The organism is Paenibacillus xylanexedens (assembly GCF_007680605.1).
GTDB classification, from domain to species: domain Bacteria; phylum Bacillota; class Bacilli; order Paenibacillales; family Paenibacillaceae; genus Paenibacillus; species Paenibacillus xylanexedens_B.
The window spans coordinates 154594-167694 of record NZ_VEIO01000006.1 but is presented as its reverse complement, the minus strand read 5'-3'; the positions used below and the strand labels follow the sequence as shown (position 1 = coordinate 167694).

At 46.9% G+C, this 13101-nt stretch carries 11 protein-coding genes; 3 read left to right on the top strand and 8 right to left on the bottom strand.

What is annotated here, in order from left to right; all coding sequences use genetic code 11:
- Window positions 1–285: 285 nt before the first annotated feature.
- Entirely contained in the window at window positions 286–1602 is a 1317-nt protein-coding gene (gene xylA / locus FS818_RS22340; RefSeq protein WP_090924454.1) for a xylose isomerase, read from the bottom strand.
- Between the two features lie 447 nt (window positions 1603–2049).
- On the opposite strand from xylA, the gene FS818_RS22335 reads away from it, so the two are divergent.
- Entirely contained in the window at window positions 2050–3213 is a 1164-nt protein-coding gene (locus tag FS818_RS22335; protein ID WP_145334820.1) for an ROK family transcriptional regulator, read from the top strand.
- A 154-nt stretch (window positions 3214–3367) separates the two neighbouring features.
- The gene (locus tag FS818_RS22330) at window positions 3368–3565 is read left to right on the top strand and encodes a hypothetical protein (protein WP_123065878.1); all 198 of its coding nucleotides are present in this window, start codon (window positions 3368–3370) and stop codon (window positions 3563–3565) included.
- Window positions 3566–3783: 218 nt separating this feature from the next.
- Here the strand turns inward: FS818_RS22330 and FS818_RS22325 are convergent, their stop codons facing one another.
- Complete coding sequence (locus FS818_RS22325; RefSeq protein ID WP_111268376.1) at window positions 3784–4014, bottom strand: glutaredoxin family protein; 231 nt, start codon at window positions 4012–4014, stop codon at window positions 3784–3786.
- A gap of 90 nt (window positions 4015–4104) precedes the next feature.
- Window positions 4105–5046: a thioredoxin-disulfide reductase gene (gene trxB / locus FS818_RS22320; protein WP_090924450.1), complete on the bottom strand. Its 942-nt coding sequence runs from the start codon at window positions 5044–5046 to the stop codon at window positions 4105–4107.
- 257 nt (window positions 5047–5303) lie between these two features.
- Here trxB and FS818_RS22315 point away from each other — a divergent pair, with 257 nt between their 5' ends.
- Window positions 5304–6035: a ZIP family metal transporter gene (locus FS818_RS22315; RefSeq protein ID WP_090924449.1), complete on the top strand. Its 732-nt coding sequence runs from the start codon at window positions 5304–5306 to the stop codon at window positions 6033–6035.
- 144 nt (window positions 6036–6179) lie between these two features.
- On the opposite strand, the gene FS818_RS22310 is transcribed toward FS818_RS22315, so the two are convergent.
- From FS818_RS22310 to kduD, 5 genes are all read right to left on the bottom strand, one after another.
- Entirely contained in the window at window positions 6180–6989 is an 810-nt protein-coding gene (locus FS818_RS22310) for an alpha/beta fold hydrolase (protein WP_145334818.1), read from the bottom strand.
- Between the two features lie 163 nt (window positions 6990–7152).
- Window positions 7153–9264: a heavy metal translocating P-type ATPase gene (locus tag FS818_RS22305; protein ID WP_397351805.1), complete on the bottom strand. Its 2112-nt coding sequence runs from the start codon at window positions 9262–9264 to the stop codon at window positions 7153–7155.
- Window positions 9265–9836: 572 nt separating this feature from the next.
- Entirely contained in the window at window positions 9837–11144 is a 1308-nt protein-coding gene (locus FS818_RS22300; protein ID WP_145334816.1) for a homocysteine synthase, read from the bottom strand.
- A gap of 246 nt (window positions 11145–11390) precedes the next feature.
- Window positions 11391–12239, bottom strand: a complete 849-nt coding sequence (locus FS818_RS22295) for a sugar phosphate isomerase/epimerase family protein (RefSeq protein WP_145334815.1) — start codon at window positions 12237–12239, stop codon at window positions 11391–11393.
- A gap of 40 nt (window positions 12240–12279) precedes the next feature.
- Window positions 12280–13032, bottom strand: a complete 753-nt coding sequence (kduD, locus tag FS818_RS22290; RefSeq protein ID WP_145334813.1) for a 2-dehydro-3-deoxy-D-gluconate 5-dehydrogenase KduD — start codon at window positions 13030–13032, stop codon at window positions 12280–12282.
- Window positions 13033–13101 lie beyond the last annotated feature (69 nt).

Sequence of the window (13101 nt, the reverse complement as noted above, 5' to 3'; positions counted from 1 at the left end):
TTCTTTCTGCCCACTCCGTTTCTGCATGCCGCTTGTAACGTTGCTTTCAAACGGTACAACCGTACTCGTTTGGGGCAACGAACCTCCAAACCAACAAACCGTCCCCGCCTTCCCAGAGGAAAGCGGGGACGGTTTGAATGTCACGCTTATTCAACGTCCAGGGTGCAACATACTTTTGCACCGAATAGGAAGTGATGATTCCTGCTTTATGTGCGGCAATGATCTAGTCATAGAGCCATAGCCAGTTCATTCGGGCATGATTTTACTCTTCCTCTATGACTGTGATTAGTCAGCCAGAATGTATTGGTTGAGTTTTGCTCTCAGCAGTTCCTGACGTCCGGATTGGTTTTTGCGTGGGTTTTCGTTGTTCAAAGCATACTCTGCGAGGGAAGCGAGTGTTGCTTTACCTGCAACAACCTCTGCACCGATGCCTTCGTTGAAGCTACTGTAACGTTGCTCGATGAATTCATCGAATACACGGTCTTCGATCAGTTTGGAAGCGACTTTCAGACCTTTCGCATACGTATCCATACCTGCGATGTGAGCCAGGAACAGATCCTCAGGTTCGAAGGAGCCACGGCGAACTTTCGCGTCGAAGTTTACGCCACCTTTGCCCAGACCGCCGTTTTTCAACACTTCGTACATGGTCAGAGTAGCATCATACATATCAACCGGGAACTCGTCCGTATCCCAGCCAATCAGCAGATCGCCTTGGTTTGCATCCAGGGAACCGAGCATGCCGTTGATACGAGCAACGCGGATTTCATGGTCAAATGTGTGACCAGCCAGCGTTGCATGGTTCGCTTCAAGGTTCAGTTTGAACTGTTTGTCGAGATCATATTTTTGCAAGAACGCAATGGAAGTTGCTGCGTCGAAGTCGTATTGGTGTTTTGTTGGCTCTTTTGGTTTAGGCTCGATCAGGAACTGAGCGTCGAAGCCGATTTCTTTTGCATAATCAACAGCCATATGGAACATACGAGCAATGTTGTCCTGCTCCAGTTGCATGTCCGTGTTCAGCAATGTGTCGTACCCTTCACGACCGCCCCAGAATACATAGTTTTCTGCACCCAGACGTTTACCTACTTCCAGACCTTTTTTGATCTGCGCTGCTGCGTGAGCATATACGTCTGCGTTGCAAGTGGATGCTGCACCAAACATAAAACGCGGGTTGGAGAACATGTTAGCCGTGTTCCACAGCAGTTTTTTGCCGCTTGCTTTCATGTGCTCTTCCAACAGATCAACGATCGTATCGATGTTGCTGTAGAATTCACGCAGTGATGCGCCTTCTGGAGCCACGTCTACATCGTGGAAACAGTAGTAAGGCAGATTCATTTTTTCCATAAATTCAAAAGCCGCTTCTACACGAACTTTCGCTTTATCCAATCCGGAGTAGCTATCCCATGAGCGTACTGCTGTTTCAGCACCGAACGGGTCGCTACCGCCTGCAGTTAATGTGTGCCAGTAAGCCATACCGAAACGGAAGTGCTCTTCCATCGTTTTGCCAGCGACAACTTCTTGTGGATTATAATGTTTAAAAGCAAATGGATTCTTGGAATCTTTACCTTCGAATGCAATCTTATTAACGGATTCAAAATAGGCCATGTGATAAATGCCTCCTCAAAAGTTTTAAAAGAGTTTGATTAAGAAATCGTTTACAACGTTATCCTAACACATTGGATTTACTTTGTCTATCGGTTAAACAAAGTAAAAATAAAATTGTTTTTTCCCGGTTCGTTTACGCTATAATAGTCGAATAGCTTCTTAGCGGATATACATGAGAGCCTTTACTTATATAAATTGAACCATTTAATTTACACATGAACGGAGAGGACAGAAAAAAACTGTAGAAGCGAAGTGTTCGCTTAAAAGCTTTCTGAAAGAAAGCTACATCGGAAGCATAAGCTTATCACCGGATTTTCCCCTTTAATAGGGAATCGAAAAATCTGGGGATAACAGCGATCCAAAGGTTATTCTGTCATCGAAGTGTCCGTGTAAATCTGTTCAGTTCAATTTATATAAAAAGAGAAAGAATAGGAGTGCCTTAACGATATGAAAATTACCGGAGACCAGATGCTGGTCAAAAAAATAAACAAGTCGATCGTACTGGATACGATTCGCCGTCATGCCCCCCTTTCCCGGGCGAAATTATCCGAAGTGACCGGTCTCAACAAAGCAACGGTTTCAAATCTGGTAGCGGATCTGATCAGCGATGAGCTGGTGCAGGAGATTGGCCCTGGGGAGTCCAGCGGTGGACGTAAACCTCTAATGCTGCTTTTTCGAGGTACGGCTGGATATGCTGTTGGTCTGGAACTGAGCGTAACCCGTTTGAAAGGTGTTCTCACCGACCTCGAAGGTCATATCGTTGCCGAATATGCCGTTGATCTGGAGCAGCATGATGCAACGTCTGTATTTGAACAACTAAAGCTGGCCGCGAGGCACCTAATGGATCAGGCTCCCTCCTCTCCACACGGAGTCATCGGCATTGGCATTGGAGTGCCAGGGATGGTGGACGAGCAAGGCACCGTGCTGTTTGCACCCAACTTGAAGTGGGAAATGGTTCCCTTGCAAGCCATGATGGAGGAAAGTTTCAACTTGCCCGTCACGATTGATAATGAAGCTAACGCCGGTGCGCGTGGTGAATTGAACTTTGGTGCAGGTGTTGGTGTACGTCATCTGATCTATATCAGTGCAGGGATTGGAATTGGTTCAGGTATTATGGTTGATGGTGAATTATATAAGGGTGCTTGGGGATACGCCGGTGAGACTGGACATATGTCCATTGAAGCAGAGGGTCTGCCTTGTTCTTGCGGTAATCGGGGATGCTGGGAGTTATATGCCTCGGAAAAAGTATACGAACACCCGGATCAGCAGCACCTGCCTGCATATACGACCAAAGAACTGATTGAACACGCCCGGAATGGACACCAGGACGTGATAGCATTGTACGACATTATTGGACGCAAGCTGGGCGTCGGCATTACCAACATCGTAAATAGCTTTAACCCGGAGCGTATTATTATCGGCGGTCCGCTTTCAGAGGCTAAGCCTTGGATTGAATCGGCGCTCAAACAGGTGGTCGAGGAACGTACGCTGCCTTACCACCGTCGAAGTCTGCAAGTGGAATGGGCTGCACTCGGTAGCCGTTCGACCAGAATTGGGGCTGCCTATTCTGCAATATCCCAATTTTTAGGAAATGTACGGGTATCTGTTTAATATTTTGCATAAAAAAATATTAAATGGACAAGATTTTGCCCCATTTCCTCCCTTTTTGTTAAAGAAATCCAGAGGTATAATGAGACTATGTGATTTTTGTCATGGCAGCGCTATAGTTGCTGTGTTATCCGATAATGAAACGGAGTGAAAACTCGTGACCTACGTGGATACATCAGATATCTCGGCGCCAGTATTTGTCACCGTACTCCTGTTCCTGATTGTGCTTGCGCCCCTGTTCAGCCTGGGCATACTTCGATTTTTTCAGAGCAAAAAGAAGGCTGGTTTCATGTACATGCTGTCAGGTTTACTGGTGTATGTCGTATTTCAGACGTGTATGAGTATTTTTTTCTAGCTCAAAAAGAAGACGCTTATGCGCAATGTCCTTAAGTCCTGACGTTGCCTTACGCGTCTTCTTTTTTTCTATCCATTCCACATGTAAAAACAGAAAAACCGTACCTCATCCGGTACGGCTTTCTTATTCACTTCTATATTCAAACGGCTCGCGCGAACCGGAATAGCTTCAACTTTTCTAAACTACATTGCCAGCAACCAGAGCTAGGCAAGCGTTAATTAAGCGTCCAATACTTTTGCAAATTGGGTTTTGTTCATACCCAGAATGCGGTGTTCACCGATCACAGTCAGAGGAACTGCGCGTACGCCCATGTCCCATACTTGTTGTGCGAACTCGTCGCTTGTCTCGATGTTGCGCTCTTCGTAAGCAATACCTTTATCAGCCAGGAAAGACTTCACGGATTTGCAGTTCGGGCAGTTCGTGGATGTGTATACAATTACGTTTTCCATGTTTAGTTCACCTCATAATGATTATTTGATTTATACGGTTAATTATTTATAAGCTTAATGAAGCACTGTTTAAACACCGGACTTTCCGAATTACAACGCTACTGCGCTGTGCTCCAGGCTTTCAATGAATTTCTCGGTGTCCATTGCAGCCATACATCCGCTACCTGCAGCGGTAATCGCTTGTTTGTAGCGTGTATCCTGAACGTCACCACATGCGAATACGCCTGGGATGTTCGTTTCAGAAGTTCCTGGTGTAGTCAAAATGTAACCATGCTCGTCTGTAGTAATCTGACCACCCAAGAAACCCGTGTTTGGTGTGTGACCAATCGCTACAAATACGCCGCTTGCCGGAATCACTTCTTCTTCACCAGTTGCGTTGTTGAGCACTTTGAGGCCAGTTACGCCGTTGTCGCCAGCAATCACTTCAAGTGGTGTGCGGTTCAGGGCCATTTCTACTTTCTCGTTGCTACGTGCACGATCTTGCATGATTTTGGAGCCACGCAGTTCTTCACGACGGTGCACCAAGGTTACTTTGGAACCGAAACGGGACAAGAAGCTTGCTTCTTCCAGTGCGGAATCGCCACCGCCGATAACGATGATTTCTTTGTTGCGGAAGAAGAATCCGTCACATGTCGCACAAGTGCTGACACCGCGGCCCACGTTTGTTTCTTCTCCCGGGATACCCAAATACTTAGCAGATGCGCCAGTAGACAAGATCAACGTCTCGGATACGAGTTCGCCCATACCTTCGACTTGAATTTTGAAAGGACGCTCGCTCATGTCGATGTTGTTTACCCAGCCCGTACGGAATTCTGCGCCAAAACGCTCCGCTTGTTTACGCATGTTGTCCATCAGTTCAGGGCCCATGATGCCATCAGGGAAACCCGGGAAGTTTTCCACTTCTGTCGTTGTTGTCAGCTGTCCACCAGGTTGCGGTCCTTCAATAACGAGCGGGTTCAGGTTGGCGCGTGCCAGATAGATTGCTGCTGTCAGCCCTGCAGGGCCTGTTCCAATAATAATTGATTTATACATGTATAGTTCCTCCCCCATGTTCTGCAAAAAGATCAAGCTCTCCGGCATCAAAAGCGCAAGCCTTTGCATACACTAGAACGGATAGCCCACATCATGTCCATAAGAGCTGCCTACGAATATGACGATTCACCTATGCAGAAACGGAATTCTAATTTATAATCATTCTAATCTGTTGTTCATTATGATCTCTTTTACGTACGGTGTCAATGCTCGGCAGCGATTATGAAGAAGTCTTCATCAGGAGGGAAAATGGAAGCATGAACGACGCTCTACTCGGCAGTATTATTTCGGCCATGTCGACTGGACTTGGAGCCGTACCGATCTTATTTATGCGTAAAATATCACATCGTCTGCGCGACATTTTACTCGCTTACGCAGCGGGTATTATGACCTCAGCCTCGGTGTACAATCTCATTCCCGAAGCACTGGGACAATCTAATTTATTTGTTCTTGCTTTTGGCATTATGCTCGGCAGTCTGGTTCTGCTGGTGCTGGAGATGCGGATTCCACACGTAGATCTGGAAAACCCCGAAAAGATGCCTTTCAAAATTGAAGGCAAAGCCTTCATGATTATCGCAGCCATTACGATGCATAACTTGCCGGAGGGCTTGTCTGTCGGTGTAAGTTATGCAAGTACGGATGAAAACTTAGGGAATCTGATTGCCTTTTCGATCGGTTTGCAAAATGCACCGGAAGGCTTTCTGGTCGCTCTCTTTCTCGTCAATCAGAACATCGGTCGCTTCAAGGCACTTGGCATTGCAACGTTGACCGGTGCTGTAGAGATTATAACGGCCATGATCGGATATACACTCAGTAGTCTTGTTGCCGGACTGGTGCCTTACGGTCTCGCGTTCGCAGCAGGTGCGATGATGTTCATCGTTTATAAAGAGCTAATCCCTGAGAGTCATGGTGACGGCAATGCACGCGCAGCTACAATCTCCTTCCTGTTTGGTCTGATTACGATGATCGGACTAACCGAACTGTTCTAGATTGGCGAAAGGCAAAAGAACCCGGACCCCAGCAGATGCTGAAGTTGGGTTCTTTTTTTAGCCATAAATGAAGATTCCATGAAATTACTGAAATTGCTGAAATCATCTGTAAGGCAATTTATACTTTCTTTTTGATCCAAACGATCAAGATTGAATAAATCGAATCAGTGCAGCATTGTATTTTTCCAATTCATCGTAAAAGGCACCGTGTCCACTTTCTTCAAACACAACCATTTCAGCCGAAGGGATCGCTTTGTGCATCTCTTCAGCGAATTCGAATGGGCAGATTTCATCTTTTTTACCGTGGAAAATGGCTGTAGGCACCCGGATCGTTTCCAATTCCCCGCGCAAATCCTCATCACGTAGCGCCATCGCACTGCTAATCGTGCCATAAGACGAAGCCTCCATGCCTAGTGCATGGAACCATTGCATGAACGGCTGGCTGTGCTCTTTTGCAAAAAACATCCCGCCGAACGTATCCAGCAGCTTCGCCCGATCTGTAAAAATCGGCTCAATAATCTGCTCATTCAGCTCATCTGGCGTCAAGCCGTATGGATATCCATCACGCTGTGTAAATACAGGAGCCGCCGCGGATAGCAGTGCCAGCTTCGATACTCCGTGACCCTCATGACGCGCCATGTAATGTGCCGCGATAGCACCACCCATGGAGAAACCAGCGAGTATGGCATCTGTCAGCCCCAGGTCGTCAATAACAGCACGAACATCGTCTGCCATACGGTCATAATCATATCCGGTTGACGGCTTATCGGATAAACCATAACCTCTGAAATCCATTGCAATGGTACGAATGCCGTGGTTCGGTAGCACATTCAATTGGTATTCAAACATTTTATAATTGACAGGCCAGCCGTGCAAAAACAGTACCGGGGTCCCTTCACCAATATCTTCAACATATACTTTTACATTCGGTTCAACTTGTACGTAACGGCCCATTGATCACAGCTCCCTTTATGGTTAAAAGTAATTATCGTCAGTGAGATACATTGCATTTGCATTGTATTGTCTCTTCGACTATTACCCTCTGACCACAGGTTCAAACGGGAACTGCTGAAGCACTGTGCGTCAAATCTGGTTGTCCCTATGGCCCTCTCACAACTTAACGCAACAGCCGAAGTCCATTCAGAATCACCAAAATAGTACTGCCTTCATGACTAACCACTCCAAGTGGCAAAGCAATATCTTGTAAGAAGTTACCCGCGATTAACGCCAAAATAACTGTAATGGCAAAGCACATATTGTATTTCACCGTGCGTTCTGCTCGCCGAGCTTGCCCGATTACCCAAGCAATCTCTTCGATATTGTCATTCATAAGCACCGCATCCGCTACCTCGATCGCTGTTCCACTGCCTGATAAGCCCATGCCCATCCCCACCGTTGCTGCCGCAAGCGCAGGCGCATCATTAACCCCGTCACCAACCATCAGCACATGACCATATTGCTCACGGAGCGCTTGTACCTGTTTGACCTTATCTTCTGGTAGCAGATCAGCATAGACAAGACTAACCCCGGTTTCACCAGCAATGACCGAAGCTGAACGGGCACGATCACCGGTTAACATCGCTACTTTGACACCCATATTCTCCAGCTTCTTCACAGCTTCAGCCGCCTGCGGACGGATCATATCCCGTATCGCAATCAAACCCGCAAACTCACCATTGACGGTTACAACAGATATCGTTTTACCTTCCCGCTCCAGTCGGGTACATACCGTTTCCCAGTCTGCTTCACCGTTTACAGGTACATCATTAGTTATGGACTCCACAGCTTTGCCATTCTGTAATTCGCCAGTTGGCGTTACAGCTAGCGTTTCCGTAGCTCCTCTCTCTTCCATCGTCTGCATCTCTTGTATCTCTTGTGCCCACATTGTTCCATCCAGCCGTCCAATCTTCCACACGACGCCATTTACGATTCCTTCAATGCCGTGTCCTGTAATAGACTGCACATGCTCTGCCTCTTGTAGAGGTACGTTTTCCCTGCTCGCCTGTTCCACGATAGCCCGAGCAAGGGGGTGCATCGAGAGATTTTCAACGGACGCCACTGCGGACAATAATTGCTCTCTGCTTACGCTCGGTGCAGTTAGGATATCCGTTACTTTGGGAGTTCCCATCGTGAGCGTACCTGTTTTGTCAAAAGCGACCACTCGGGTATGAGCAATATTCTCCATATGCGCTCCACCCTTGAACAATATCCCGCGGCGAGCGCTGCTGGACATTGCTGACAGCATCACAGGCATGATGGAGGACACCAGTGCACAAGGTGATGCCACCACAAGAAAGACCATAGCTTTGTAAAAAGCTTCATCCCACGTCCATCCCAGGAGTAGCGGTGCTCCTACAATAACAAGAAGCGTAACACCTACAACAATTCGTGCATAGATACCTTCAAAACGTTCCATAAAACGTTGCGAATCCGGTACCTCGGCTTGCGCTTCCTCCACCAGCTTGATGATTTTTCCGAACAGTGAGCCTTCGGCCGACTTGGTGACTTCGACATATAGCGCCCCCTCACCATTCACTGTACCAGCGTAAACTTCGTCCCCTGCACTCTTATCGACTGGCATGGATTCCCCGGTAATCGACGATTGATTGATAAAAGAACTTCCACGATAAACAACTCCATCCGCAGGAATCAGTTCGCCTGGCTTCACGAGTAAAAGATCCCCCGGCTTCAAATCCTCAATCGCCACGACATTCATTTGTCCATCCTCGATCCGCAGTGCCGTCTCCGGTTTAAGTGCCAGCAAGGATGAGATGTCTTTATGACTGCGCTCCGTCGCGTAGCTTTCCAGTGCTCCACTAAGGGCAAAAATAAAGATCAGCATCGCGCCTTCATTCCAGTAACCAATCGTCGCTGCTCCAAGTGATGCGGCAATCATTAGCAAGTTAACGTCCAGATCACGATCCTTAACCAATGTTTCGACACCTTCCTTGGCCTTCGTCCAACCGCCAATCCCGTAAGCGGCAATGTAGATTATCACAGACAACGTGGCAAAATAAGGTGCTATTCCCCATGCAATCAGCATCATGATGCCACTGCCCAGCGCTGCCTGCATCTCCTTGTTTTGCAACATCGCGCGGAAATTCGGTTTCTTGCCCCGTTTAGGTCCAGGAGTATGGGCCGATTGTTGCTTGGCTTGCTGTTTCCCTTGTAAAGGCTGATGTATCGCTTGCATATAAATCACGTTCCCTTCGGATAGTTTTGTTCTCATCTGACTGCATTAACCCAGGTTGTATTGAGAATGAGAGCCATTGTTATTCCCCTAAAAATGGCACATGCTGCTGCGGGAATCCCGCAGCAGCATGGTTTAGAGATGATTTGGCACGTTCATTAGATCATTAATCCAGTGAGAATGATAATCATTTTTGTACTTATGCAATTTTTTTTACTCAATACAACTTTTGTTCAATTATAAGCCTGTGCTGTTCATTTGTAAATGGGTGTTTCAGGCTAACGATCATGAGAATGCTAAAAAATAGATAAATAACATCTCTGCTGATCGTTAGATTTTAAATCTCGGTAAAAAGAGGCAAATAAGCTCCGTGGAGATCGTTAGCGCTAGCGCCTCATTCCCCTCGTTTTAATGAGCTAAAAACAAAGGCATACTCTTTCTTTATGTACCTGACACTAAAAACTTCCCATACAAAAAGGTCAAAGCCCCTCTGAACGTGGCTTTGACCTTTCAATGTACTGTATGTTTTTTCTCTTACACCACTTTAATTCTGTTACATCGCTCTAATCCATTTTACATGCTTTGATACACCTACAGTTGTAACGTACTTTTTAAGCGCCTACGCTTGCACCTTGGCTCGCTTGAATCGCTTGCTCCAGATCGTAGATGATGTCCTGAATATTTTCCGTACCAATAGAGAGGCGGATCAATTCCGGATTTACGCCAGCTGCTGTTTGCTCTTCTTCCGTCAATTGAGCATGGGTTGTGCTTGCCGGGTGAATGATCAATGACTTGGAATCGCCTACGTTAGCAAGGTGGGAGAACAATTTTACGCTTTCGATTAATTTACGTCCTGCATCTACGCCGCCTTTAATACCGAACGTCAGAATCGCACCTTGCCCTCTTGGCAGATATTTCTGTGCAAGTTCATAGGATGGATGACTTGGCAGACCAGCATAGCTCACCCACAGGACATCCTCATGTTTCTCCAGATACTCTGCAACTGCCAGCGCATTACTACTATGACGTTCCACGCGAAGGTGCAATGTCTCCAAACCTTGTACCAACAACCAGGAGTTAAATGGTGAAATGGACGCTCCCAAGTCACGTAGCAACTGTACACGCGCTTTAATAATATAAGCAATCGGGCCGACCGCTTCCGTATACACAACCCCGTGATAACTTGGGTCTGGTTCAGTCAGTCCCGGAAATTTACCACTTGCTTTCCAATCAAATTTACCGCTGTCTACGATGACACCACCGATGGACGTACCATGTCCTCCGATAAATTTGGTCGCCGAATGAACGACAATGTCTGCTCCATGTTCAATTGGACGAAGCAAATACGGACTCGGGAACGTGTTATCTACGATCAGCGGAATCCCATGTTCATGGGCAATCGCTGCCACCGCTTCAATATCCAGTACGTTCCCCTTCGGGTTACCGATCGTTTCAGCGTACAACGCTTTTGTTTTCTCCGTAATCGCCGCGCGGAAGTTCTCCGGATCACTGGAATCTACAAATTTCACATCAAGGCCCAGTTTCGGCAACGTTGTGGAGAAGAGGTTATACGTACCCCCATACAGACTTGCCGAGGACACAATCTCATCGCCAGCACCAGCGATATTCAGCAATGAGAACGTAATGGCTGCTTGACCCGAAGCCGTAGCCAATGCACCTGCTCCACCTTCCAATGCCGCAATCCGCTGCTCGAATACATCGGTTGTCGGATTCATCAGACGTGTATAAATGTTGCCAAACTCTTTCAAACCAAACAGATTAGCAGCATGCTCCGTATCACGGAATCCATAAGATGTGGTCTGGTACAAAGGTACAGCTCTAGATTGGGTTGTCGGGTCAATCTCTTGACCTGCATGAATAGCTAATGTTTCAAATGAAAGCTCACGTTCGTTTGACATAATTCTGAATCCTCCCTTGATATATGCATTCTTGTGCATCCTGATCTCAATTGCTGGCTTCTTGATGTCTCATCATGGCGGCTTATGTTTTCCATATTCTCTCACAAGATGTCGGTTTTGAAAAGAGTTATTTCCGATTTTTCCGATAAGAAATGTTAATATGTAAAAAACGATCCTGCTGTACTAAAAAAACCTTTGCCATGGCAAAGGTTTTTCAGTTCATTCATCGTTAGAACTTCTTCTACCTCATCTTACCTTCACAGCGTCCCATACCGCTCGCAGATGCTTGGCAGCAGGCACAGCTTCTTCTGCATTCACACCTTCCAGCGAGATATCAATGTGTGGTTTATACGTCTTGAGCAATTCGAAGAACAACGGATAATCTAGAATGCCCTCACCAGGTACAGGATTATATTTCTCACCCTCTGTATTGAATGCTACATCTTTTGCATGAATCACGATGATTTTCTCATACAGCTTCTCCATGACTTCACGCAGAAAAGCTCCTTGATCTGCTGTATGATGTTGTTTAATCAGATTGCACGGATCAAACAACATGCCCAGATTGGATGACGGAATCTCTTCAAACAACCGGGTCATATGTTCATGCGTATGAAGCGTATGGGTCGCCACGGGTTCAATAGCAGCATGCACGCCCCACTTTTCGGCTTCCTCCGTGATTTCCTCAAGCGTGTCCTTCAGGACACTCCAAGATTTTTCATCGTACGTGTCTGGATGGGTATCCCGATAGGTCGTTCGTTCTCCTGTTTCTGTTGCCACCATACTGCACCCGAAATCCCGGGCATAACGCAGATGTTCCTTGAACCGGTTAATATCTGCTCGACGGCTTACAGGATCAGGATCAATCGGGTTGATATAGCAACCTAGAACGGCTATTTTCACCCCGCGGCTGGCAAATTGTTCCCCTACCTCATTAGCGAATCCAGGACTCAATTTGCCGTTCGCTGAATCCATGTCCGACAACGCTTTGGCAAGAGCCAGTTGCACGGAGTTGAATCCGTTGTCCGCAATGATTTGCGCCAGCTCAGCTGTAGGTCGTTTACCAAACGTATGGGCCAGAACACCAAGTTTCATCTCATTGCCTCCTTCTGCAAAACGGACTTCGAAAGACGAATTAACGCGCCATCCAACCGCCGTCTACATTCAGTACGTGACCGTTCAAATAATCGGATGCAGCGGAAGCCAGGAACACAACCGGACCTTTCAAATCTTCTGGTGTTCCCCAGCGACCTGCTGGAATACGTGCCGTAATATCGCGGTAACGGTTCTCGTCCGCACGAATCTGAGTTGTATTATCCGTTTCCATATAACCTGGAGCAATACCGTTAATCTGAATGCCTTTGCCAGCCCATTCATTGGCAAGTGCTTTCGTCAACCCGGCAACCCCGTGTTTACTTGCCGTATATCCCGGTACATTAATGCCACCCTGGTAGGAAAGCATCGATGCAATGTTAATGATTTTGCCGCTTCCACGTTCAATCATATGTCTACCCGCCAGCTGGCTCAGGAAGAACACGCTGTTCAGGTTCAACGCGATGACATCATGCCAATCCTGATGTGCGTGATCCGCTGCCGGAGTACGGCGAATAATGCCGGCATTGTTGACGAGAATATCAATTCTGCCTTGGAAAGAAAGTGCTTTTTCAAACACAGCTGACAGTTCTTCTTCCTTGCTCAGATCAGCTTCGATAATATACGCTTTACGTCCCAGTGCTTCAATTGCACTTGCCGTCTCTGCCGGTTTGGAGTAAGACACCAGCACCACATCTGCCCCCGCTTCAGCGAGGCCAACTGCCATCCCTTGCCCGAGCCCTCCTGAAGTACCTGTCACCATTGCAACTTGTCCGCTTAAATCAAATGGGTTCATGAACATTTCCTCCATATGTCTTTGATATGCAAATTACAACTGTATCGTTCGTTATTTCATCCCGTTAAA

Bases quoted from the DNA above. Each gene is read 5' to 3' on its own strand.
- FS818_RS22300 (WP_145334816.1), bottom strand. From the start codon at position 11,144: ATGTCAAACGAACGTGAGCTTTCATTTGAAACATTAGCTATTCATGCA.
- xylA (WP_090924454.1), bottom strand. From the start codon at position 1,602: ATGGCCTATTTTGAATCCGTTAATAAGATTGCATTCGAAGGTAAAGAT.
- FS818_RS22315 (WP_090924449.1), top strand. From the start codon at position 5,304: ATGAACGACGCTCTACTCGGCAGTATTATTTCGGCCATGTCGACTGGA.
- FS818_RS22335 (WP_145334820.1), top strand. From the start codon at position 2,050: ATGAAAATTACCGGAGACCAGATGCTGGTCAAAAAAATAAACAAGTCG.
- FS818_RS22310 (WP_145334818.1), bottom strand. From the start codon at position 6,989: ATGGGCCGTTACGTACAAGTTGAACCGAATGTAAAAGTATATGTTGAA.
- trxB (WP_090924450.1), bottom strand. From the start codon at position 5,046: ATGTATAAATCAATTATTATTGGAACAGGCCCTGCAGGGCTGACAGCA.
- FS818_RS22325 (WP_111268376.1), bottom strand. From the start codon at position 4,014: ATGGAAAACGTAATTGTATACACATCCACGAACTGCCCGAACTGCAAA.
- FS818_RS22305 (WP_397351805.1), bottom strand. From the start codon at position 9,264: ATGAGAACAAAACTATCCGAAGGGAACGTGATTTATATGCAAGCGATA.
- FS818_RS22295 (WP_145334815.1), bottom strand. From the start codon at position 12,239: ATGAAACTTGGTGTTCTGGCCCATACGTTTGGTAAACGACCTACAGCT.
- kduD (WP_145334813.1), bottom strand. From the start codon at position 13,032: ATGAACCCATTTGATTTAAGCGGACAAGTTGCAATGGTGACAGGTACT.